Genomic DNA, 19,264 nt, shown 5'->3' with positions numbered 1-19,264 from the left:
CACCCCGAAGGGGGTGCCGGCACGGCGGCCGGTTGACGCGGATCAGCCGTTGAGGAAGTCGGCCCGGGCGAGCAGGCCGGTGTCGGCGTTGTCGGTGAAGACGCCGTCGATCCCGGTGGCGAAGTACGTCCTGAAGGCGCCGAAGGCATCGCCGTAGGCGTCGGCCGCGCCGCCCTTGCGGTACTCGGCCGGCAGGAAGGGGTTCTCATTGCGCATGGTGTACGGGTGCAGGATCAGGCCCACCTTGTGCGCGTCGGCGACCAGGGTGGTCGGCTGCGCCAGGGTGCCGTCCGCGTTCTTCGGGATGACCAGGTCCAGGGTCGGGCCGATGCCCTGGGCGTAGCCGGCGATCTCCCGGAGACCCTTGGGCGTGATCAGGTCGGCGACCGTGCGCGGGTCACCCGTCTCGACGAAGTCGTAGGGGCGGCTGCCGGCCGAGGAGAGCAGGACGACGAGCGGGTTGTCGACCAGCTGGTTCAGCTTCTGGATGCTGGTGGGCTCGAAGGACTGCAGGATGACCGGCGACTTCCGGCCGTCCTTGCCGTGCTTGCGCAGCAGCTTGGCGACCCGCTCCTCCAGGCCGAGGCCGAGCCCCCGGAAGTAGGTGGGGTGCTTGGTCTCGGGGTAGATCCACACCTGCCGGCCGCGCTTGCGGGTCTGCTCGTCCTGCCATGCGAGGACCTCTTCGAACGTGGGGATCTCCCAGCGCCCGTTGTAGAGGGTGTTGTGCGGCCGGTTGGCGGGGATCCGCTCGACCGCACGCAGCGTCTTCAGCTCGGCGAGCGTGAAGTCCTCGGTGAACCAGCCGGTCGTGGAGACACCGTCGAGGACCTTGGTGGTCCTGCGGCCGGCGAACTCGGGGTGGGAGGCGACGTCCGTGGTGCCGCCGATCTCCGGCTCGTGCCGGCACACCAGGTGCCCGTCCTTCGTCGGGACCAGGTCGCCCGCCTCGACGATGTCGGCGCCGAGGTCGAGGGCCAGCTCGTACGAGCCGAAGGTGTGCTCGGGGCGGTAGCCGCTGGCTCCCCGGTGGCCGATGATCGTCGGCACCGGCAGGCCCTTCAGTCCGCGGCCGCCGTGCCCGGCCGTACGGGACTCGGCGGCTCTGGCCGCACCCGGCAGTCCGAGGACCGCTCCGCCCGCGCCGAGCACCGCCGCGCCGAGGATCGCCCGCCGCCCCGTGATGCCCTGTGTCCGCTCGTTCGCCTGGTCGCCGCCCATGGGCGTCCTCCTGCCGTCCGCGCCGCGCCGTACCGTCGGCGCACCCTTCGCGGTCCGCACCGTGCGGTACGGCTCGCGCCTTTCGTGCGGGCCGATCGTAGGGGTGTGCACATGACGGACGGGAGTCCTCGACCGGAACACCCGGGTGCCGCCGTGTGTCCGCCGTGCGGCGGAACATGACGGCCCGTCGGCATCGCCGGGCGGGGTCCGGGTAGCCGGAAGAGTGAGGACCCGGCGCGATGTCCGTCACATCCTCTTCACGAGGTGACGGGCCGTCCCCGAGGCGTCACCGCAGGTAAACCCGTGTCAACAGTACGTAAGACCTCGGTGAACCGGCCGCACCCGATGTGCGTTCGGCCACGCGCCGCGAGTAATGTCCTCACCTGCACAGACTCATATCGCTCACCTCGACATCGGAGGACCCGTTGTCCCGCTTCGCGCTCATCAAGGCAGTGCTCGCACCGATCATGCGCCTGATGTTCCGCCCACAGGTGGAGGGCGTGGAGAACATCCCGGGGGACGGTCCGGTGATCCTGGCCGGTAATCACCTCACGTTCATCGACTCGATCGTGCTGCCGATCGTCACCAAGCGGCAGGTGCTCTTCATCGGCAAGGACGAGTACGTCACCGGCAAGGGCGTGAAGGGCCGTCTGATGGCGTGGTTCTTCACCGGCGTCGGCATGATCCCGGTCGACCGGGACGGCGCCAACGGCGGCGTGGCCGCGCTGATGACCGGGCGCCGGATCCTGGAGGAGGGCAAGGTCTTCGGGATCTACCCCGAGGGCACCCGCTCCCCCGACGGCCGGCTCTACCGCGGGCGCACCGGTATCGCCCGGCTGACCCTGATGACCGGCGCGCCGGTCGTCCCGTTCGCCATGATCGGCACCGACAAGCTGCAGCCGGGCGGGCGGGGCATCCCGCGGCCCGGCCGGGTGACCGTCCGGTTCGGCGAGGCCATGGAGTTCTCCCGGTACGACGGCATGGACCGGGACCGCTACGTGCTGCGGGCCGTGACCGACTCGGTCATGGCCGAGGTCATGCGGCTGTCGGGCCAGGAGTACGTCGACATGTACGCCACGAAGGCCAAGGCCGCCTGAGATCGTCCGCCCGGACGGACGCGACGGCCCGGACCGTCCGCCTGCCGGTGGAATCTGTCGCCGACACATCGGGCATTCGGCCGCATCTACAAGCCATATGACCACATAACATGTCTGATTCAGACATGTACAAACCTTCTCGGCGTACCCTTCTCCGTGCCCCGATCGCCGCCGCCGGCGCAGGACTCCTCGCCTCCTGCACCGGCTCCGGATCCGAGCCCAGCTCCGGCCCCCAACACACGGGTGGCGAGAAGGCGTTCGTCCCAGAGGGGCCACGGGGGTACGTCAATCCGTCGGATCCCGAGGTCCTCGCCGCCGAACGGAAGCGCGGGACGGGCCGCGTGCGCACCTACCGGTTCACCGCCGCCGAGGCCGAGCTGGATCTGGGCGGGCGGCGGGTCCACACCTGGGCGTACAACGAGACGGTGCCCGGCCCGCTGGTCCGGGTCACCGCCGGTGACGTGCTCGACCTGACGTTCGCCAACCGGCTGCCCGCCACCACCACCCTGCACTCCCACGGGGTACGGCTGCGCTGCGACATGGACGGCGTCCCGGACCTGACCCAGGCGGCCATCCGGCCCGGGGACGAGTTCGGCTACCGGTTCACCGTCCCGCATCCGGGGACCTATCTGCTGCACTCCCACGTCGGCATGCAGGCCGACCGGGCGCTGTACGCGCCGCTCGTCGTCGACGATCCCAAGGAGCCCCTCTCCTACGACAAGGAGTGGGTCCTGGTCCTCGACGACTGGCTGGACGGAGTGGAGGGCTCCACCCCCGAGCAGGTCCTGGAGCAGCTCAAGCCCGGTGGCGCCATGGACATGGGCGGCATGGCGATGGGTCCCGGTCACGGCAGCCCGAGCCCGGGCGGGCACTCCGCGCATCCCGCACCGTCCAAGAAGGCCAAGAAGCCCAAGAAGCCCACGGGCCCCTCCCGGGTGCTGCACGACTCCCACAGCCGCATGCTGCACGGCGAGGGCGGCAGCGTCGCCTACCCGCACTACCTCGTCAACGGGCGGCTGCCCAAGGACCCGTCGGTGTTCCGCTGCCGTCCAGGCGACCGGGTCCGGCTGCGCATCATCAACGCCGGCTCCGAGACCGCCTTCCGGGTCGCCCTGGGCGGTCACCGGATGACCGTCACGCACACCGACGGCTACCCCGTGAAGCACAAGACGACGGACGCCCTCCTCGTCGGCATGGCCGAGCGCTACGACGTGCTGATCACCGCCAAGGACGGTGTGTTCCCGCTGGTCGCCCTTCCCGAGGGCAAGAACGGCAGGGCCGTGGCGGTCCTGCGCACCTCGAAGGGGAACAAGAACCTCCCGCCGGCCGACGTCCACCCGGACGAACTCGACGGGAACACCGTCCCCGCCCGCCGCCTGCTGCCCCACGACTCCGTGGCCCTCCACGACCGCCGCCCCGACCGGGAGATGCGCATCAGGCTCACCGGCGGCATGAAGAAGTTCGACTGGGCCTTCGACCACGAGCCCTACTCGGTGCGGCAGCGCCACCCGGTCCGCGCCGGTGAGCGGGTACGGCTCACCCTCATCAACGCCACCGACATGTGGCATCCCCTGCACCTGCACGGGCACACCTTCGCGATGACCGGTCTGGACGCGGTCGGCGCCCGCAAGGACACCGCGATCGTGCTGCCGCACCGCAAGCTGGTCGTCGACTTCGACGCCGACAACCCCGGGCTGTGGATGCTGCACTGCCACAACCAGTACCACTCGGAGAGCGGGATGATGACGGTGCTGGGTTACAAGCGCTGAGGGGCGGGGCGCGACAGGGCGCGGGTGCGGCGTGCTCGCGCACGCTGCTTCCCGCGCCCCTGAGGTGTCCGGCCTACTCCGCGCCCTCCAGCTTCTGGCCCTTCAGCAGGAACCAGGCCGCGACCGCCGTGCCCAGCAGGACCGCCGCTCCGGCGCCCGAGGCCAGTTGCAGGCCGTGGACGAAGGAGTCGCGGGCCGCCGTCAGCAGTGCCTCCGCCGAGTGCGGGGGCAGGTGGGCCGACGACTCCACCGCCGCGCCCAGGGACTCGTGGGCCTGGGCCGGGGTGCCGGCCGGGCCGGCGAAGCCGCGGTAGACGCCGGTCACGATCGAGCCCAGCAGGGCGATGCCCAGGGCCGCGCCCAGTTCGTACGCCGTTTCGGAGACCGCCGAGGCGGCGCCCGCCTGGTCCTTCGGCACGCTGGAGAGGATCACGTCTGCGGTGACCGTGAAGGAGAAGCCCGCGCCGACACCGACGACGAGCAGGGCGGCGCCGAGGACCGGGTAGCCGGTGGTCCGGCCGAGCATGGTCAGCACGGCCAGGGCCAGGCCGACGGCCGCCAGACCGCCCGAGACCACGGCGCGGACCGAGAAGCGCCGGGCCGCGCGGCCGGCGACCAGACCGGCCGCGACCGCGCCGACGGCCGCGGGCACTTCCGCGAGGCCCGCCTCGAACGGGCGCCTGCCCTGGACGAGTTGCAGGTACTGGGAGAGGAAGAACACCAGGCCGGACATGCCGAGCACGGTCAGCAGGTCGGCGAGGACCGCCCCGCTGAAGCCCCGGCGCCCGAACAGCCGCATGTCCAGCAGCGGCGTCGGCATCGTGAGCTGGCGGTGGACGAACCCGTACAGCGCTGCGGCGCCCAGCAGGGCCGCCGCGACGGTGGACCAGGTGAGGCCGTGGGTGGCCAGCTCCTTGACCGCGTACACGATGCCGATCATGCCGACCAGCGACAGCAGCACGCTCGCCAGGTCCCAGGGGCCGGGGTTCGGATTGCGGGACTCGGGCAGGGTGCGGATGCCCACGAGGACCAGGACCGCCATGACCGGCAGGTTGATCAGGAAGACCGACCCCCACCAGAAGTGCTCGAGCAGGAATCCGCCCGCGATGGGCCCGACGGCCGTACCGGCGGAGGCGGTGGCGCCCCAGATGCCGACGGCGAGGCTGCGCTCGCGCGCGTCGTGGAAGAGGTTGCGGATCAGGGCGAGGGTGGCGGGCATCAGGGTCGCGCCCGCGACGCCCAGCAACGCCCGGGCCAGGATCATGAGTTCCGGGGTCGTCGCGTACGCGTTCAGCACGGACACGGCGCCGAACGCGGTGGCACCGCCGAGCAGGATCCGCTTGCGTCCGATGCGGTCGCCGAGGCTGCCCATGGAGACCAGCAGGCCGGCGATGACGAAAGAGTAGACGTCACCGATCCACAGCAGCTGGGTGCCGGAGGGGTTCAGGTCTTCGCTGATGTAGGGGGTCGCCAGGCCGAGGACGGTGGCGTCGACGGCCACCAGCAGCACGGCCAGGACGAGGACGGAGAGCGCGAGCCAGCGGCCCGGGCGCTTCTCCACCTCCGCCGCACGAGCCGGCTGCAGGGTGCTGGTCATGATTCCTCTCTTCTTGCGTGCGCTGTGCTTGTCGTCTGTGCTGTTCCCGCGCCGTGCGTCGCCTCAGGCGTTCGGGCGGCGGGCGCCGCCGAGCAGCAGCTCGACGATCGAGTGGGTGAAGTCCTTGGAGGCCACGCGGCCCTCGCACACGGCCCAGGCGGCGGAGGCCAGCAGGCCGTAGAGCGCCTCGGTGAGCCAGGCCGGCGTGAGGTCGATGCGGAACTCGCCGCTCTCCTGGCCGCGCCGGAACAGGGCCGTGAGGCGTTCGTCCATGCGGGCCCAGCCCTGGTTCTGCCCCTCGCCCTCGAACAGCTGGTTCTCGGTGTAGAGGAAGGCCAGCAGGGCCGCCGAGGGTTCGATCGCGCGGACCAGGCGGCGGACGGCCTCGCCCGCCGGGCCCTCGTCCGGGCGGGCCGCGTCCAGCGCCGCCTCGCACTCGGCGATGCCGAGCGCCTCCAGCGCCCGTACGAGCGCGTCGCGGCCGGCGAAGTGGCGGTGCAGCGTGGCCCGGCTGATTCCCGCGGCCTTGGCGACCTCGTCCATGGTGGCGGTGGACTTGCGGGTCAGCAGGGCGGCTGCGCTGCGCAGCACGTGGTCACGATCGATGGCCATGAGACAAGTGTAGCCCATGTGAGACATTCGTGTCTCACAATAGGCATGCGTGACTCATCGCCGCTGGTGATCGGCGGTTCTCGTCAGTGCCAGGGCAGCTGTCCGCGCCGCTCCCAGTAGACGCGCGGCTCCTCGGCCAGCGCGTCGAGGCGGTCCAGCTGCTCCTCGTCGAGGTCGACCGCCGGGGCGTGCAGGTTGGAGACGAGCTGGCCGACGGTCGCGGCGCCGGACAGGACGACACCGGTCCACGGCCGGCGCAGGATCCACGCGAGGGCGACGGCGTCGCAGCCGAGCCCGGACTCCTCGGCCACGGCCCGCAGCGCCTCCGGGGCGTGCGGTGCCGCCAGCCGGCCGTTGGCCATGCCCTCCTTGACGATCACGGTGAGGCCGGCGTCGTACGCCTCGGCGAGCGCCGGGGCCACGGAGGTCTCCAGGGCGTTGTACGTCGACTGCACGGTCCGGAAGAGCGGTTCGCCGCCGACCGTGACGGCGAGGGCGGCGCGGACGGCCTCGGCCTGGGCGGGGCCGCTGGTGGAGAAGCCGACGGTCAGGCCACCGGCGGCGGCCTCCGCGAGCCTGGCGTGGAGTTCCTTGTCGGTGAGCGCGGGGCTGTCCGGGGTCACCGAGTGGATCTGGTAGAGGTCGAGCCGGTCGCCGAGCAGGGTGTCGGACTCGGCGCGCTGGCGCTCGTAGGTCGCCAGGCCGTGGTCCTTGACCTCGTGCTTGTCGGCGTCGGTGGACCAGCCCGCGGTGTAGGTGTAGCCCCACTTGCTGCCGACGACCACGTCGTCGACGTCGGGGCGGGCGTGGAGCCAGTCGGCGAGGAACTCCTCCGAACGGCCGTAGGAGCGGGCGACGTCGAAGTAGCGGACGCCCTGGGCGTAGGCGGCGTCGAGGAGTTCGTGGGTGCGGGCGCGCAGGGCGTCCGCGCTGCGGTTGTCCCCGAGGTCGCGGTCCCGGCCGAGGTTGATGTAGCCGGGACGGCCCACCGCGGCGAGGCCCAGTCCGATGTGACAGGTGGGGGTCGTCGCTGCGGCCAGGCGGGCGAAGGGCATCGCGGGCTCCGTTCGGTCGGGCACGGTACGGCTCGCGACCAACGTAACCCGTGACGCCCTTCGCCTCCGGGTGCGGAAGGGGGTCAGGCCTGCTGCCGGGCCGTCGCCCAGGTGTGCTGGCCGGCCACGTCCGCCTTGACCTCCGCCAGCTGGATCGCGACGGCGCTCGGGGCCGTGCCGCCGCGGCCGTTGCGGGAGGCGAGGGCGCCCGGGACGTTCAGGACGGTACGGACCTCGGGCGTGAGGTGCGCGGAGATCTTCGCGAACTGCTCGTCCGTGAGGTCGTCCAGTTCCTTGCCCTCGGCCTCGGCGGCCTTCACGCACTCGCCGGCGACCTCGTGGGCCACGCGGAACGGCACGCCCTGCCTGACCAGCCACTCGGCGATGTCGGTGGCGAGCGAGAACCCGGCCGGGGCCAGTTCCTCCATGCGCTCGCGGTGGACCGTGAGGGTGGCGACCATGCCGGTGAAGGCGGGCAGCAGCACCTCCAGCTGGTCACAGGAGTCGAAGACCGGCTCCTTGTCCTCCTGGAGGTCGCGGTTGTAGGCGAGGGGGAGGGCCTTGAGGGTCGCCATGAGCCCGGTGAGGTTGCCGATCAGCCGGCCGGACTTGCCGCGCGCCAGCTCGGCGATGTCCGGGTTCTTCTTCTGCGGCATGATCGACGAGCCCGTGGAGAAGGCGTCGTGCAGGGTCACGAAGGAGAACTCCTTCGTGTTCCAGATGATGATCTCCTCGGCGATCCGGGAGAGGTTCACGCCGATCATCGCGGTGATGAAGGCGAACTCGGCCACGAAGTCCCGGGACGCCGTGCCGTCGATGGAGTTCCCGACGCTGCCGTGCTCGAAGCCGAGGTCCCTGGCCACCGCCTCCGGGTCCAGTCCGAGGGAGGAGCCGGCCAGCGCGCCGGATCCGTACGGCGAGACGGCGGTCCGCTCGTCCCACTGGCGCAGCCGCTCGGCGTCCCGGGACAGGGACTGCACATGGGCGAGGACGTGGTGGGCGAAGAGCACCGGCTGGGCGTGCTGGAGGTGCGTGCGGCCGGGCATGGCCACGTCGGGGTGGGCCTCGGCGAGGCCGATCAGCGCGTCCTGGAGGTCGGCGACGAGGCCGCCGACGATCCGGGCGTGGTCCCGCAGGTACATCCTGAAGAGCGTCGCGACCTGGTCGTTGCGGGAGCGGCCGGCGCGCAGCTTGCCGCCGAGGTCCGGGCCGAGCCGCTCCAGCAGGCCGCGCTCCAGGGCGGTGTGGACGTCCTCGTCGGCGATCGTGCCCACGAAGGAGCCGTCGGCGACGTCCGCCTCCAGCCGGTCGAGCCCGGCGATCATGCGCGTCAGCTCGTCCTCGGTGAGCAGGCCCGCCTTGTGCAGCACGCGCGCGTGGGCACGCGAACCGGCGATGTCGTAGGGCGCGAGCCGCCAGTCGAAGTGGACGGACGCGGACAGCTTGGCCAGGGCCTCGGCGGGACCGTCGGCGAAACGGCCGCCCCAGAGCCGTACGTCACCGCTGTTGCTGCTCACTTGCGTTGCTCCTCGGAGGTGGTCTGTGTGGCACAGAGGCCTCTGTGCGACCGCCTCCCCACCCTTGCAGGCGAGGAGGCGGCTGTCAGGCTGATGCGCGCGAGGCGACCCGAAGGCCGTACGCGGTCAGGCGAGGTCGCGCTTGGCGGCGATCTTCGACGACAGGCTGTAGATGTCGATGAAGCCCTTGGCAGCCGCCTGGTCGAAGGTGTCGCCGGTGTCGTAGGTGGCCAGGTTGAAGTCGTACAGGGACGACTCCGAGCGCCGGCCGGTGACGACCGCGCGGCCGCCGTGCAGGGTCATCCGGATGTCGCCGGAGACGTGCTGGCTGGCCTCGTCGATGAAGCCCTCCAGGGCGCGCTTGAGCGGGGAGAACCACTGGCCGTCGTAGACCAGCTCGCCCCAGCGCTGCTCGACCTGCCGCTTGTAGCGGGCCAGCTCACGCTCGACGGTGACGTTCTCCAGCTCCTGGTGGGCCGTGATGAGCGCGATCGCGCCCGGGGCCTCGTAGACCTCGCGGGACTTGATGCCGACGAGACGGTCCTCGACCATGTCGATCCGGCCGATGCCCTGGGCGCCGGCGCGCTCGTTGAGCTGCTGGATGGCCTGCAGGACGGTGACGGGCTTGCCGTCGAGGGCGACCGGGACGCCCTGCTTGAAGGTGATGACCACCTCGTCGGCCTCGCGCGGGACGGCCGGGTTGGAGGTGTACTCGTAGATGTCCTCGATCGGGGCGTTCCAGATGTCCTCCAGGAAGCCCGTCTCGACCGCGCGCCCGAAGACGTTCTGGTCGATGGAGTACGGGGACTTCTTGGTGGTGGCGATCGGGAGCTGCTTGGCCTCGCAGAAGGCGATCGCCTTGTCCCGGGTCATCGCGTAGTCGCGGACCGGGGCGATGCACTTCAGGTCGGGGGCGAGGGCGACGATGCCGGCCTCGAAGCGGACCTGGTCGTTGCCCTTGCCGGTGCAGCCGTGGGCGACCGTGGTGGCGCCGTGCTTCTTGGCGGCGGCGACGAGGTGCTTGACGATCGTCGGCCGGGAGAGGGCGGAGACCAGCGGGTAGCGGTCCATGTACAGGGCGTTGGCCTTGATCGCCGGGAGGCAGTACTCGTCGGCGAACTCGTCCTTGGCGTCGGCGACCTCGGCCTCCACCGCGCCGCACGCGAGGGCGCGCTTGCGGATGACGTCGAGGTCCTCGCCGCCCTGGCCGACGTCGACCGCAACGGCGATGACCTCGGCGCCCGTCTCCTCGGCGATCCAGCCGATGGCGACGGAGGTGTCCAGACCGCCCGAATAGGCGAGTACGACGCGCTCGGTCACGGGTTTCTCCTCACAGTGCATTCGCTGACATGCATGAGTATGCAGAACTCTGCATGATTCGTCAATCGCACTTCCGGGTGACCCGGCGGGCGGGGCCACGACTCCGGTTATTCCTTAGACAAACGAACGATGTTCGTCGATAATCGTTAGATATGGGAAAGACCTATGAGCGCATCGACGGCAGGCTCCGCACGTTCATCGAGGAGCAGCCCCTCTTCTTCACCGCCACCGCCCCGCTGTCCGCCGACGGCACCGTCAACCTCTCCCCGAAGGGACTGCGCGGCTCGTTCGCCGTGCTGGACGAACTGACCGTCGCCTACCTGGACTTCGCCGGTTCGACCGCCGAGACGATCGCGCACCTCAGGGAGAACGGACGAATCACCCTGATGTGGTGCGCCTTCCAGGGACCGCCGAACATCGTGCGCGTGCACGGCCGGGGCGAGCCCGTCTTCCGGGACGACCCGCGCTTCGCCGAGCTGCTGACCCGCTTCCCGGACATCGAGCCGGGAGCGCACGGGCTGCGCGCGATCGTCGTCGTGCACGCCGAGACCGTCCGGGACAGCTGCGGGTACGCCGTTCCCCACATGGCCTACGAGGAGGACCGCGATCTGCACGGCAGGCGCTTCTCCCGGGAGGACGACGCCTCGCTGAGCGCCTACTTCGCCAAGAAGGAGCACATCGCGACCAGCCTGGACGGACTACCCGGGCTGCCGCTGCCGCTGCCTCCGTCTACGGTCTGAGCCATGCGCCCAGGTGTCGTCCTCGCCCTCGTCTCGGTCTCCTCCCTCGGCCTGCTCGGCCTCCGGGCCGCCCCCGAGCCGGCCGCGCTGCCCGCGCGGCTGGCGGACACGGGCGGCGGCACCCAGCTGATCACCGCCCAGGCCGCGGACGCCGGCGCGACGTCGGGAACGGTCGCCTGGTGGGACCTGCGGGACGGGCAGTGGGTGCAGGCCGGCTCCGCACCGGGACGGTTCGGGGCGAACGGGCTCGTCGAGGGCGGGTCGCGGAAACAGGGCACGAACACGACGCCCACCGGCCTGTACGACCTCCCGTTCGCCTTCGGGACCAAGGCGGCGCCCGAGGGGACCCACGTCACGTACCGGCCGGTGCTGGAGAGTTCCTGGTGGTGCCAGGACAACGACTCGGACGCGTACAACCGGTGGGTGGACCCGCTGCCCGCCGACTGCCGCGCCGCCGAGTCCGAGCACCTGGTCTCCTACCCGACCCAGTACGCGCACGGACTCGTCATCGGGTTCAACTACGACCGGCCGGTGCACGGGCGCGGCGCCGGCATCTTCCTGCATGTCAACGGCCGTGCCGCGACGGCAGGTTGCGTGTCCGTCCCACAGGACGCGATGCGGCGGATCCTGCAGTGGGCGGAGCCGGGGAGGAAGCCGCACGTCGCCATCGGAACGGACGGCGGGGACACGGCGATCACCCGCTACTGAGCCCGGCAGCGGCAGGCAGCCGCACGGTGAACGCGGTCGAACCCGGAGCACTCTCCACCCCGACGCCGCCCCCGTGCGCCTCCACCACCGCCGCCACGATCGCCAGCCCCAGCCCCGCTCCCCCGCCGGGGGCGTCCGGCCTGCGGCGGTGCTCCGCCCGGGTGAACCGCTCGAAGACGGCCGGCCGGACGTCCTCGGGCACACCGGGGCCGTCGTCGTGCACGGACAGTCCGACCGTCTCCGGCCCGGCCTCCAGGGTCACCGTGACCTCGGTGCCCTTCGGGGTGTGCAGACGCGCGTTGGCGAGCAGGTTGGCCAGCACCTGCTGGAGGCGGTGGGCGTCCCCCGCGACGGTGACCGGCTCCCGGGGCAGGTCGAGGGTCCAGCGGTGGTCCGGACCCGCGGCCCGGGCGTCGGTGACCGCGTCCAGGACCAGGTGGGTCAGGTCGACCGGCCGGCGCTCCAGCGGGCGGCCGGCGTCGAGCCGGGCGAGCAGCAGCAGGTCGTCGACCATCAGACCCATCCGGGACGACTCGGCCGCGATGCGCTCCAGGGCCCGGGTGACCTCGGGCGGCACCGGGCCGGGGTGCAGCAGGGCCAGTTCGGCGTGACCGCGGACCGAGGCGACCGGGGTGCGCAGTTCGTGGCTGGCGTCCGCGGCGAAGCGGCGCAGGCGCTCCTCGCTCGCGTGCCGTTGGGCGAGGGCGTCCCCGACGTGGCCGAGCATGCGGTCGAGGGCCGCGGCGACCTGGCCGACCTCGCTGTGCGGGTCGCTGTCCGCGGTCCGCGCCGGAAGGATCACCTCGCCGCTGGCCAGCGGAAGTTCGGCGACCCGGGTGGCGGTGGTGGTGACCCGGCCCAGGGGGCGCAGGGACCAGCGGACCCAGAGGGCGCCCGCCACCCCGGTCACCACGAGGGCCAGCCCGAAGACCGCGCCGGCCACCAGTTCCAGCCGGTGCACCGTGGCCTCGACCGGCTCCAGCGGGAGTCCGACGATCAGCACGTCCCCGTCCCGGCCGGGGGACGCGGTGAGCCGGTAGTGGCCGAGCGCGGACAGTTCGACGGTGTGGGGCCGGCCGTCGGCCGGTGTCCGGGCCAGCCGCCGCGCGTCCCGCGCGGTCAGGCCGACGTCCAGGTCCGCGGAGGGGTCGCCCGAGCGGATGAGGCCGCTGTGGGTGACGGTGCCGTGCAGCAGGCGGGCGCCGAAGGTGCCGGTGGCCATGCGGCGGGTGTCGCCGCGTTCGTCGCCGTCGTGATCGTCGGGCAGCTTTCCTGCGTGCTCCAGGCTCTCCGGGAAACGGGTGCCGGCCTGGATGAGCTGCTGGTCCAGGCGCTGGGTGAGGAAGCCGTTCAGTTCGACGACCGCGGCCAGTCCGACGGCGGCGCAGCTCACGGCCAGCAGGACCACCAGGCCGACGGTGAGCCGGGCGCGCAGGGTGCGGGGGCGGGGCAGCCGGCGCGCGCGGTTCACCTGGTCACCGGCTTCAGGACGTAGCCCGCCCCGCGCACGGTGTGGATCATGGGGTCACGGCCCGCGTCGATCTTCTTGCGCAGGTAGGAGATGTACAGCTCGACCACGTGGGCCCGGCCGCCGAAGTCGTAGGACCAGACCCGGTCGAGGATCTGCGCCTTGCTGAGCACCCGGCGCGGGTTGCGCATGAGGAAGCGGAGGAGTTCGAACTCGGTCGGCGAGAGGTCGATCAGCCCGCCGGCCCGGGTCACCTCGCGCGCGTCCTCGTCCATCACCAGGTCGCCGACGGTCAGCCGCGGTCCCTCCTCCGGCCGGCGGGCCATCCCGGCCCGGCGCAGCAGTCCGCGCAGGCGGGCCACGACCTCCTCCAGGCTGAAGGGCTTGGTGACGTAGTCGTCGCCGCCCGCGGTGATGCCCGCTATCCGGTCCTCCACCGCGTCCCGCGCGGTGAGGAACAGCACGCACACGTCGGGCTTCACCTCGTGCAGGCGGCGCAGCACGGCGAACCCGTCGGTGTCCGGGAGCATCACGTCGAGGACGACGGCGTCCGGCAGCAGCTCGCGGGCCGCGGTGAGCGCGGCGGCCCCGTCGCCGGCCGCGCGGACCTGCCAGCCCTCGTAGCGCAGGGCACCGGTGAGGACCTCCGCGAGGTCGGGGTCGTCGTCGACGACGAGGACCCGCGGCGGGGTCCCGTCGGGGCGGGTGAGGGCCGGGCGGCCCGGCCGGGTCGTGTGCATCGCGTCCACCAGCATCGCTCCTGCGCGGGGCGAGCAGCGGCCCCAGGTCCTGTGAGTTTCCTCTGAGAGGGTGCCGCCCCTGTCTGAGACCTCTCTGAGAAGACCCTCGGAGAACCCTCTGAAGCCGCCCTTTTCAGAGCCGGCTCAGAGGTTCGGCCCGCACAGTGGCCTGGCTGACGGACGAAGGGAACGGCACTGATGACCACCGTGGAGACCGGGCGGACCGCCCCGCCCCGGCCGGGGACGGCACGGCCCTCCCCCGCCGGACCGGTGCTGGCCGTGCTCTGGGCCGGGGCGGCGGCCGTGGTCGCGCTCTGGTGGGCCGACACCGGCGCGGTGGTCGGTACGGCCGGACCGCTCACCGGAGCCGGGCGTATCGCGGGACTGCTGTGCGGGTACGCCTGCGCGGTGCTGGTCGGCCTGATGGCGCGGGTGCCGCTGCTGGAGACCCGGATCGGCTCGGACCGGGTGGCGCGCTGGCACGCGATGGCCGGCCGGTACACGCTCTGCCTGCTGGTCGCGCACATCACGCTCGTCCTGGCCGGGTACGCCGCCCAGGACGGGGTCTCGTGGTGGCGCGAGACGGTCACCGTGGTGCTCGACTACCCGGACATGCTCAAGGCCACCGCCGGCACGGTGATCCTCTTCGCGGTCGGCGTCACGTCGGTGCGGGCCGCCCGCCGCCGCGTCCGCCACGAGTTCTGGTACTACGTCCATCTGCTCACCTACGCGGCCGTCTTCCTGGCCTTCTTCCACCAGCTGACGCTGGGTGAGCAGTTCGCCGGCAGCACGTCCGCCACCGCGGTCTGGTACGCCCTGTACCTGGGTGTCGCGGCGCTGGTGGTGTGGTTCCGGATCCTCGCCCCGGTGCGGCTCAACCGGCGGCACCGGCTGCGTGTGGACTCCGTGCACCGGGAGGCACCGGGGGTGTACTCCGTCGTGGTGCGCGGGCGGCACCTGGACGAACTGGGCGCGCTACCGGGGCAGTTCTTCCGCTGGCGGTTCCTGGCCGACGGGATGGGCCGGACCTCCACGCCGTACTCCCTGTCGGCGCCGCCGCGCCCCGACCTGCTGCGCGTCACGGTCAAGGCGCTCGGCGACCACAGCGCCGCCGTGTCGCTGCTGCGGCCCGGCACCCGGGTGTGGGCGGAGGGCCCGTACGGCTCCCTGACCGCGGAGCGGGCCACCGGCGGCCGCTCGCTGCTGATCGCGGCCGGGGTCGGCGTCACCCCCCTGCGCGCGCTGTTCGAGACGCTGCCCGGCGAGGTCACCCTGCTGTACCGGGCGCGGTCCGCCGAGGACCTCGCGCTCGGCGGCGAACTGGAGGCGATCGCCCGGTGGCGCGGCGCCCGCGTGCTGTACGCCCTGAACGGTCCCCGGGGCGAACGCCCGCCCGTCACCGCGGAGTCGCTGCGCGCCGCGATCCCCGGGCTGCCCGGCCACGACGTCTACGTGTGCGGGCCGCCCGGCTTCGCACGGGACGTGTACGCGGCACTGCGGGCGGCCGGGGTGCCGGACCGCCGTATCCACCACGAGTCGTTCGAGCTGTGAGGCCCTCCAAGTGCACGCGCTGAAGAAGAACCGCCCCCTGCGCCGGATCGTCCTGGCGAGTGCCGCCACGGTGTCCGGGATGGTCATGCTGCTGTCGCTGAAACCGCACACCCCGCCCACGGTGGTGACCGCCGGCGCGAAGTCGCCCGCCGTGTCGGGCAGTACGGCCCCGGGCGGCACCACCTCCAAGAGCAGGACCGTCACGGGTGACACCGTCCAGACCCGCTGGGGACCGGTGCAGGTGCGGGTGACGATCGAGAGCGGCAGGGTCACGGACGTGACGGCCGTGCAGTACCCGCAGGACAACCCGCGCGACCAGGAGATCAACAGCTACGCGCTCCCCCAGCTGCGGCGCGAGGTGCTGGCGGCGCAGAGCGCGCAGATCGACATGGTGTCCGGCGCCACCTACACGAGCACCGGCTACCAGCAGTCCCTCCAGTCCGCCCTCGACTCGGCCGGCCTCTGAACACTCGGCGGACGCGGCACGTATCTGTGGGCCATTGGGTCAAGTCCCCCGGAGGAACCGTGACCACCACGCTCGCAGGCGGACGTGCCGCCCGCCGCCAGACGATGCGCCGCATCCGCCCGCGCCGCTCCCCGGCCGTCCCGCTGCTGCTCGCGGTCTGGGCGGGTGCGACGGCGGTGCTGTGGCTCTGGTGGCACAACACCCCCTCGATCGCCGACGACAACAGCAGGATCCTCAACGCGGGCCGGATCACCGGACTGCTGGCGGGCTATCTGATGGCGCTCGTCGTGCTCCAGATGGCACGGGTGCCGGCGCTGGAGCGACGGGTCGGCTCCGACCGGGTGGCCCGCTGGCACGCGATGAGCGGCCGGTACACGCTCTGCCTGATCGTCGCGCACGTGTTCCTCATCATGTGGGGGTATGCGCTGCAGGCGGGCAAGTCGCTCGGCGACATCGTGCAGCAGACCGTCGACTCCGTCGAGCAGCTGCCGGACATGGGCAAGGCCGCCATCGGCACGGGCCTGTTCGTGCTCATCGGGCTGACGTCCATCGGGGGCATCCGGCGCCGGATGCCGTACGACACCTGGTACCACGTCCATCTGCTGACGTACGCGGCCGTGTTCCTGACGTTCTGGCACCAGATCACCACGGGAAACGACTTCGCGGTCGAGCCGGCCGCCAAGACGTTCTGGTACGGCCTGTACGGCACGGTCACCGCCCTCGTGGTCTGGTACCGGATCCTCGTCCCGATCCGGCTGAACGTCCGTCACCGGATGCGGGTCGAGGCGGTCATCGAGGAGACCCCGGGCATCGTGTCGGTGCTGATCGGCGGGCGGAAGCTGCACCGGATGGGCGCGGAGGCGGGCCAGTTCTTCCGCTGGCGGTTCCTCGCGCCGGGCATGCGGTTCAGCTCGCACCCGTACTCGCTGTCGGCGGCGCCCCGGCCCGACATGCTGCGGATCACGGTGAAGGCGATCGGCGACCACAGTGCCCGGCTGCGCGAACTGACGCCCGGCACCCGGGTGTACGCCGAGGGGCCGTACGGCGCGCTCACCGCGCAGCGCCGCAGCCGCGGCAAGGTGCTGCTGGTGGCGGGCGGGGTCGGCATCACCCCGATGCGCGCGCTGTTCGAGACGCTGCCCGGGGCGGCCGGGGACATCACCCTGCTCTACCGGGCCAACACCACCGGGGACCTGGCGCTGTGGGACGAGCTCGCGGCGATCGCCGAGGAGCGGGGCGCCCGGCTGATGTACGCGGTCAACAGCCCCGAGGGCGAGCGGCCGGACATCTCCGCGGAGAACCTCCAGAAGAAGATCCCGGACATCGACCACCACGACGTCTTCATGTGCGGCCCGCCCGGGTTCGCGCAGTCGGTGTACGAGGCACTGCGCGGCGCGGGGGTACCCGCCCGCCGCATCCATCACGAGTCGTTCGAGATGTGAGCGGGAGCTAGGGACAGATGAGGAAGAGCCACCCCATTCGGCGGGTCGTGCTGGCCACCGCCGCGACGGTGTCCGGTGTCGTGCTGCTGCTGTCGCTGAAGCCGGCGTCCGACCCGGCCTCGGCGTCGGCGGTGGGAACCGCCCCGCAGCAGCCCGCGGCGGGGCAGGAGTCCCCGCAGGGCGGCACCCGCGGCGGCGCCCGGGCCGGCGGTTCCGGCACGGTGACCGGTGACGCGGCGCAGACGCAGTACGGAGCCGTGCAGGTGCGGCTGACCGTCAGCAACGGCAAGATCACCAAGGCGGAGGCGGTCCAGGCCCCCAAGGGCGGGCTCAGCGACCAGAAGACCCGGCTCGCCGTCCCCAAGCTCAACCAGGAGGCCGTCGCCGCCGGCAACGCCGACATCGACGCCGTCTCCGGGGCGACCTACACCAGCGCGGGGTACAAGAAGTCGCTCCAGTCGGCGCTGGACAGGATGAAGACGGCGGCGCCCTCGGGCGGTTCGGGGAATTCCGGGTCCTCCGGCGGAGCCGGCTCGACGGCCGGGCAGGCCCGGACGGTCACCGGGAAGGCCGTGCAGACCCAGTACGGGCCGGTCCAGGTGCGGATCACGGTCGGCGGCGGGAAGATCGTCAAGGCCGACGCGGTCCAGGCGCCCAAGGGCGGGCTCAGCGACCAGAAGACCCGGCTCGCCGTCCCCAGGCTCAACCAGGAGGCCGTCGCCGCCGGCAACGCCGACATCGACGCCGTCTCCGGGGCGACCTACACCAGCACGGGCTACCAGCAGTCGTTGCAGTCGGCGCTGGACCAGGCCCGGTGACGGACACGGTGGCCGAGCCGGCCGAGGCTCCCGCCGCGGTGCGTCACGCGGAGGAGGTCATGGGGACCGTCTTCTCCTTCGACGTCCGCGGCGGGGAACCCGATGCCGTACGGGCGGCGCTCGCCGAGGCCGTCGCGGGCCTGCACCGGGTGGACGCCCTGTTCAGCACCTACCGCGAGGACAGCGAGGTCTCCCGGCTGGCCCGGGGCGAGCTGACCGTGGCGCGCTGCGCTCCGGAGGTGGCCGCGGTGCTGGAGCTCGCCGCCGAGGCCGAGCGGGTGAGCGACGGCTGGTTCAGCCCGCGGTACCGGGGCTCGGTGGACCCCACCGGCATCGTCAAGGGCTGGGCGGCCGAGCGTGCGGCCCGGCTCTTGGAGCGGGTCGACGGGGTGCGGGGGGTCAGCGTCAACGGGGGCGGCGACGTCCAGATGCTCGGCGCGCCGGACCCGCACCGGCCGTGGCGGGTGGGGGTGGCCGATCCGCTGCGGCCGGGCGGTCTCGCGGCGGTGATCTCGGCGGCCGGGGTGGCGGAGCTGTCCGTCGCGACGTCCGGGACGGCGGAGCGCGGAGCGCACATCGTGGATCCGTGCACGGGCCGGCCCGCGGTCACGGACCTGGTCGCGGTGACCGTCGTGGGGCCCCGGCTGACCTGGGTGGACTGCTGGGCCACGGCGGCCTTCGCCATGGGATCGCGGGCGGGCCTGGCGTGGCTGGAGTCGCTGCCCGAGGTGGAGGCGCTGCTGATCACCGCGGGCGACGAGGTGCGGTGCACCGGAGGGCTGGCGGCCCGGCTGGGCTGAGAAAGCGCCTTTTTCAACTTTTTCACCCGGATCGCCATCCGACTCCCGGTCTCGGACGTATCCGGTGTGAGGCAAGTTTCGGGAGGAACGAACATGGCCATCTTCAGCCATCTGATGCCCGCGAGGCACCGGGACGACGGCAACGACACGTCCGGGCACGACAGTTCCGGGCACGGGAACCGGCACGGCCACGGTGATCACGGCGACCACGGACACGGTCACGACCACGGACACGGCAACGGTCACGGACACGGCCACGGCGGCCACGGACACGGCGGCTACTGACCCGACGACGAGGACCGAGCGGACCGGGGACAGGAGGCCCCGGCCCGCTTCCCCCGTC

Annotated in this window: 18 protein-coding genes; 10 read left to right on the top strand and 8 right to left on the bottom strand. The window is 72.2% G+C overall.

The window, feature by feature from the left end; all coding sequences use genetic code 11:
* Positions 1-42: 42 nt before the first annotated feature.
* Positions 43-1,221 carry a glycerophosphodiester phosphodiesterase gene (locus tag ACF08B_RS26720; protein WP_392319735.1) on the bottom strand — a complete coding sequence of 393 codons (1,179 nt, stop codon included), beginning with the start codon at positions 1,219-1,221 and terminating at the stop codon, positions 43-45.
* Positions 1,222-1,688: 467 nt separating this feature from the next.
* On the opposite strand from ACF08B_RS26720, the gene ACF08B_RS26715 reads away from it, so the two are divergent.
* Both ACF08B_RS26715 and ACF08B_RS26710 read left to right on the top strand, forming a co-directional pair.
* Positions 1,689-2,318 (top strand): lysophospholipid acyltransferase family protein, encoded by a 630-nt coding sequence (locus tag ACF08B_RS26715; protein WP_392319810.1) that lies wholly within the window; start codon positions 1,689-1,691, stop codon positions 2,316-2,318.
* A gap of 125 nt (positions 2,319-2,443) precedes the next feature.
* Positions 2,444-4,087 carry a multicopper oxidase family protein gene (locus tag ACF08B_RS26710; protein ID WP_392319734.1) on the top strand — a complete coding sequence of 548 codons (1,644 nt, stop codon included), beginning with the start codon at positions 2,444-2,446 and terminating at the stop codon, positions 4,085-4,087.
* A 73-nt stretch (positions 4,088-4,160) separates the two neighbouring features.
* Here the strand turns inward: ACF08B_RS26710 and ACF08B_RS26705 are convergent, their stop codons facing one another.
* The 5 genes from ACF08B_RS26705 to ACF08B_RS26685 all read right to left on the bottom strand — a co-directional run bounded on the left by ACF08B_RS26705 (position 4,161) and on the right by ACF08B_RS26685 (position 10,188).
* Positions 4,161-5,684: an MFS transporter gene (locus ACF08B_RS26705; protein WP_392319733.1), complete on the bottom strand. Its 1,524-nt coding sequence runs from the start codon at positions 5,682-5,684 to the stop codon at positions 4,161-4,163.
* Between the two features lie 63 nt (positions 5,685-5,747).
* Positions 5,748-6,296 carry a TetR/AcrR family transcriptional regulator gene (locus ACF08B_RS26700; protein ID WP_392319732.1) on the bottom strand — a complete coding sequence of 183 codons (549 nt, stop codon included), beginning with the start codon at positions 6,294-6,296 and terminating at the stop codon, positions 5,748-5,750.
* Between the two features lie 83 nt (positions 6,297-6,379).
* On the bottom strand, positions 6,380-7,351 hold the full coding sequence (locus ACF08B_RS26695; protein ID WP_392319731.1) for an aldo/keto reductase: 972 nt from the start codon (positions 7,349-7,351) through the stop codon (positions 6,380-6,382).
* 83 nt (positions 7,352-7,434) lie between these two features.
* The gene (gene argH, locus ACF08B_RS26690) at positions 7,435-8,868 is read right to left on the bottom strand and encodes an argininosuccinate lyase (RefSeq protein WP_392319730.1); all 1,434 of its coding nucleotides are present in this window, start codon (positions 8,866-8,868) and stop codon (positions 7,435-7,437) included.
* A 126-nt stretch (positions 8,869-8,994) separates the two neighbouring features.
* Positions 8,995-10,188 (bottom strand): argininosuccinate synthase, encoded by a 1,194-nt coding sequence (locus ACF08B_RS26685; RefSeq protein ID WP_392319729.1) that lies wholly within the window; start codon positions 10,186-10,188, stop codon positions 8,995-8,997.
* Positions 10,189-10,340: 152 nt separating this feature from the next.
* On the opposite strand from ACF08B_RS26685, the gene ACF08B_RS26680 reads away from it, so the two are divergent.
* Entirely contained in the window at positions 10,341-10,928 is a 588-nt protein-coding gene (locus tag ACF08B_RS26680; protein WP_093479125.1) for a pyridoxamine 5'-phosphate oxidase family protein, read from the top strand.
* A 3-nt stretch (positions 10,929-10,931) separates the two neighbouring features.
* Positions 10,932-11,636 (top strand): L,D-transpeptidase, encoded by a 705-nt coding sequence (locus ACF08B_RS26675; protein ID WP_392319728.1) that lies wholly within the window; start codon positions 10,932-10,934, stop codon positions 11,634-11,636.
* Here the strand turns inward: ACF08B_RS26675 and ACF08B_RS26670 are convergent.
* Together ACF08B_RS26670 and ACF08B_RS26665 are read right to left on the bottom strand one after the other, a co-directional pair.
* On the bottom strand, positions 11,623-13,107 hold the full coding sequence (locus ACF08B_RS26670) for a sensor histidine kinase (protein WP_392319727.1): 1,485 nt from the start codon (positions 13,105-13,107) through the stop codon (positions 11,623-11,625). The two genes, ACF08B_RS26675 and ACF08B_RS26670, sit on opposite strands and share 14 nt — an antisense overlap.
* Positions 13,104-13,844, bottom strand: a complete 741-nt coding sequence (locus tag ACF08B_RS26665) for a response regulator transcription factor (protein WP_392319809.1) — start codon at positions 13,842-13,844, stop codon at positions 13,104-13,106. The genes ACF08B_RS26670 and ACF08B_RS26665 overlap by 4 nt, the downstream gene beginning before the upstream one ends.
* A 198-nt stretch (positions 13,845-14,042) precedes the next feature.
* Here ACF08B_RS26665 and ACF08B_RS26660 point away from each other — a divergent pair, with 198 nt between their 5' ends.
* The 6 genes from ACF08B_RS26660 (at position 14,043) to ACF08B_RS26635 (ending at position 19,206) form a co-directional block, all read left to right on the top strand.
* Positions 14,043-15,395 carry a ferric reductase-like transmembrane domain-containing protein gene (locus tag ACF08B_RS26660; protein ID WP_392319726.1) on the top strand — a complete coding sequence of 451 codons (1,353 nt, stop codon included), beginning with the start codon at positions 14,043-14,045 and terminating at the stop codon, positions 15,393-15,395.
* A 10-nt stretch (positions 15,396-15,405) separates the two neighbouring features.
* A complete protein-coding gene (locus ACF08B_RS26655; RefSeq protein ID WP_392319725.1) occupies positions 15,406-15,861 on the top strand; it encodes an FMN-binding protein in 456 nt (151 codons plus the stop codon).
* Between the two features lie 59 nt (positions 15,862-15,920).
* Positions 15,921-17,303 carry a ferric reductase-like transmembrane domain-containing protein gene (locus ACF08B_RS26650; protein WP_392319724.1) on the top strand — a complete coding sequence of 461 codons (1,383 nt, stop codon included), beginning with the start codon at positions 15,921-15,923 and terminating at the stop codon, positions 17,301-17,303.
* 17 nt (positions 17,304-17,320) lie between these two features.
* On the top strand, positions 17,321-18,121 hold the full coding sequence (locus tag ACF08B_RS26645; RefSeq protein ID WP_392319723.1) for an FMN-binding protein: 801 nt from the start codon (positions 17,321-17,323) through the stop codon (positions 18,119-18,121).
* On the top strand, positions 18,118-18,921 hold the full coding sequence (locus tag ACF08B_RS26640) for an FAD:protein FMN transferase (protein WP_392319722.1): 804 nt from the start codon (positions 18,118-18,120) through the stop codon (positions 18,919-18,921). Before ACF08B_RS26645 ends, ACF08B_RS26640 begins: the two co-directional genes overlap by 4 nt.
* Positions 18,922-19,014: 93 nt before the next feature.
* Complete coding sequence (locus tag ACF08B_RS26635; protein WP_392319721.1) at positions 19,015-19,206, top strand: hypothetical protein; 192 nt, start codon at positions 19,015-19,017, stop codon at positions 19,204-19,206.
* Positions 19,207-19,264 lie beyond the last annotated feature (58 nt).

The organism is Streptomyces sp. NPDC015139 (assembly GCF_043079785.1).
GTDB lineage: Bacteria > Actinomycetota > Actinomycetes > Streptomycetales > Streptomycetaceae > Streptomyces > Streptomyces albidocamelliae.
The sequence above is the reverse complement of the archived record's forward strand: the minus strand, read 5'-3'. Positions and strand labels throughout refer to the sequence as shown.

Coding starts and splice junctions, on each gene's coding strand:
- ACF08B_RS26720 (WP_392319735.1), bottom strand. CDS start 1,221: ATGGGCGGCGACCAGGCGAACGAGCGGACACAGGGCATCACGGGGCGG.
- ACF08B_RS26715 (WP_392319810.1), top strand. CDS start 1,689: ATGCGCCTGATGTTCCGCCCACAGGTGGAGGGCGTGGAGAACATCCCG.
- ACF08B_RS26710 (WP_392319734.1), top strand. CDS start 2,444: ATGTACAAACCTTCTCGGCGTACCCTTCTCCGTGCCCCGATCGCCGCC.
- ACF08B_RS26705 (WP_392319733.1), bottom strand. CDS start 5,684: ATGACCAGCACCCTGCAGCCGGCTCGTGCGGCGGAGGTGGAGAAGCGC.
- ACF08B_RS26700 (WP_392319732.1), bottom strand. CDS start 6,296: ATGGCCATCGATCGTGACCACGTGCTGCGCAGCGCAGCCGCCCTGCTG.
- ACF08B_RS26695 (WP_392319731.1), bottom strand. CDS start 7,351: ATGCCCTTCGCCCGCCTGGCCGCAGCGACGACCCCCACCTGTCACATC.
- ACF08B_RS26680 (WP_093479125.1), top strand. CDS start 10,341: ATGGGAAAGACCTATGAGCGCATCGACGGCAGGCTCCGCACGTTCATC.
- ACF08B_RS26675 (WP_392319728.1), top strand. CDS start 10,932: ATGCGCCCAGGTGTCGTCCTCGCCCTCGTCTCGGTCTCCTCCCTCGGC.
- ACF08B_RS26665 (WP_392319809.1), bottom strand. CDS start 13,844: ATGCACACGACCCGGCCGGGCCGCCCGGCCCTCACCCGCCCCGACGGG.
- ACF08B_RS26660 (WP_392319726.1), top strand. CDS start 14,043: ATGACCACCGTGGAGACCGGGCGGACCGCCCCGCCCCGGCCGGGGACG.
- ACF08B_RS26645 (WP_392319723.1), top strand. CDS start 17,321: ATGAGGAAGAGCCACCCCATTCGGCGGGTCGTGCTGGCCACCGCCGCG.
- ACF08B_RS26635 (WP_392319721.1), top strand. CDS start 19,015: ATGGCCATCTTCAGCCATCTGATGCCCGCGAGGCACCGGGACGACGGC.